Below are 2,622 nucleotides of genomic sequence, written 5' to 3'. Positions count from 1 at the left end.
GCTGTAGAGGCAGGTGCGCCTGCCCGCGGGCTTGTCGGCCATGCCTATGGGCCTACAGGCCGAGATCCGCCCACAGCGCGTCGACGCGCGCCTTTACTGCCGCATCCATCACGATCGGCGTGCCCCATTCGCGCGCCGTCTCGCCCGGCCACTTGTTGGTGGCGTCGATGCCCATCTTGCTGCCGAGCCCGGACACCGGGCTGGCGAAATCGAGGTAGTCGATCGGCGTGTTCTCCACCAGCAGGGTGTCGCGCGCCGGGTCGACGCGGGTGGTCAGCGCCCACATGACTTCCTTCCAGTCGCGCACGTCGACGTCATCGTCGGTGACCAGGATGAACTTGGTGTACATGAACTGGCGCAGGAAGCTCCATACGCCGAACATCACGCGCTTGGCGTGGCCGGGGTAGGCCTTCTTCATGCTCACCACCGCCATGCGGTAGGAGCAGCCCTCGGGTGGCAGGTACAAATCGGCGATTTCGGGAAACTGCTTCTGCAGCAGCGGCACGAACACCTCATTCAGCGCCACCCCGAGGATCGCCGGCTCGTCGGGCGGCTTGCCGGTGTAGGTGCTGTGGTAGATCGGATCGCGCCGCAGCGTGATGCGCTCGACGGTGAACACCGGGAAGGTTTCCTGCTCGTTGTAGTAGCCGGTATGGTCGCCGTACGGCCCTTCGAGCGCGGTTTCATTCGGATGGATCACGCCTTCCAGCACGATCTCGGCGGATGCCGGCACCTGCAGCCCGCTGCCGAGGCATTGCACCACTTCGGTCTTGGCGCCGCGCAAGAGGCCGGCGAACTGGTATTCGGAGAGTGAGTCCGGCACCGGGGTGACGGCACCGAGGATGGTCGCCGGGTCGGCGCCCAAGGCGACGGCGACGGGAAACGGTTCGTCCGGGTGCGCCTGCCGATGCTCGCGAAAATCCAGCGCGCCGCCGCGATGCGCCAGCCAGCGCATGATCACCTTGTTCGGGGCGATCACCTGCTGGCGGTAGATGCCGAGGTTCTGGCGCTTCTTGTGCGGGCCGCGGGTGACGGTCAGCCCCCAGGTGATCAGCGGCGCCACGTCGCCCGGCCAGCAGTGCTGGATCGGCAGGCGGCTCAAATCGACGTCGGCGCCCTCCCACACGATTTCCTGGCACGGCGCGCTCTTCACTTCCTTCGGCGCCATGTTCATCACCTGCTTCAGCACCGGCCACTTCTCCCAGGCGTCGCGCAGCCCTTTCGGCGGCTCGGGCTCTTTGAGATAGGCGAGCAGCTTGCCGACCTCGCGCAGCCGCGCCGGATCGTCCTCGCCCATTCCCAGCGCCACCCGCTTGACCGTGCCGAACAGGTTCGCCAGCACCGGCATCGTGCCGCCCTTGGGCTTTTCGAACAGCAGCGCCGGGCCGCCGGCGCGCAGCACGCGGTCGGCGATTTCGGTCATTTCAAACCTGGGGTCGACTTCGACGGCGATGCGCTTCAGCTCGCCCATTTTTTCGAGTTGCGCGATGAAGTCGCGCAGGTCGCGGTAGATCATGGGCGGCCGATCACGGGCGGCTGCGTTCGATGGCGCGATTCGGCGTCACTTGACGATTTCGAACAGGGTGACGACCTTGGTCGCGCCCGACGTGGTGCGCGCAACCTCGGTGGCGACGCCGGCTTCGGCCTGCGTGAGCAGCCCCATCAGATACACCACGCCGGCTTCCGTCACCACCTTGATCTGGGTGCCGGGCACGCTTTCGTTGCGCAACAGGCGGGCCTTGACGTTGCCGGTGACGGTGGTGTCGCTGGCCCGGGACGTAAGCGAGGTGACGCCCGAAACGGTGAGTTCGTTGAAGACAGTGCGCACGTCGGGTACATCCTTGACGATGTCGGTGGCGCGGGCGCGGACGGCTTCGTCCGGCACCTGGCCGGTGAGCAGCACCTGGCGGTTGTAGCTGGTCACGGAGATCTTTCCTCCGGTGTTTTCCGGGAAAGTTTCGCGCAGACGAGTCATCGCGCGCAACTCGATTTCCTGGTCGGCGACGAAGACGCCCGTGGAGCGGCGGTCGGTGGCGACCGCCGCACCGGTGGCGGCACCGCCCACGACGACCGCGGCACAACCGTGCAATTGCGACAGTGCCATACCTATCAGTGCGATTGGGATCAGTTTGTTCATTCCTCGACTCCTAGTAAAACGCTGTCCACCGCATCGCACAGGCAATGGATGGCCAGCAGGTGGATTTCCTGAATGCGCGCCGTGGATTCGGCAGGCACGCACAGGAAGACGTCGTCGTCCTGCATTTGTTCCGCCAGGCCTCCGCCGCTGCGGCCGGTCAAGGCGATGACCGGCATGCTGCGCGTACGGGCAGCGGCCACCGCCTGCAATACGCTGGGCGAATTGCCGCTGGTCGAGATCGCCAGCAGCAGGTCGCCCGGCTGGCCCAGCGCTTTCACCTGCCGCGCAAACACCTGGTCGTAGGCATGGTCGGTGGCGATCGAGGTCAGGGTCGAGGTGTCGGCGGTGAGCGCAATCGCTGCCAGCCCCGGGCGCTCCTGTTCGAAACGGTTGATCATCGTGGCAGCGAAATGCTGCGCACCCGCCGCCGCGCCGCCGTTGCCGCAGGCGAGGATTTTCCCGCCCTGGGCGAGGCAATGCACCAT

The 2,622-nt window shown here is 66.2% G+C and carries 3 protein-coding genes; all 3 read right to left on the bottom strand.

What is annotated here, in order from left to right:
* Window positions 1-52 precede the first annotated feature (52 nt).
* Entirely contained in the window at window positions 53-1,516 is a 1,464-nt protein-coding gene (gene ubiD / locus Q0L94_RS01410) for a 4-hydroxy-3-polyprenylbenzoate decarboxylase (protein WP_296749371.1), read from the bottom strand.
* Between the two features lie 45 nt (window positions 1,517-1,561).
* Window positions 1,562-2,137, bottom strand: a complete 576-nt coding sequence (locus tag Q0L94_RS01405) for a BON domain-containing protein (protein ID WP_296749370.1) — start codon at window positions 2,135-2,137, stop codon at window positions 1,562-1,564.
* Window positions 2,134-2,622 (bottom strand): SIS domain-containing protein (locus Q0L94_RS01400; protein WP_296749368.1); only part of this gene is annotated, 489 nt, incomplete at its 5' end. The genes Q0L94_RS01405 and Q0L94_RS01400, both read right to left, overlap by 4 nt.

Source organism: Thiobacillus sp. (assembly GCF_024708915.1).
Note: the sequence above shows the minus strand (reverse complement) of the source record. Positions and strands in the feature narration are given on the sequence as shown.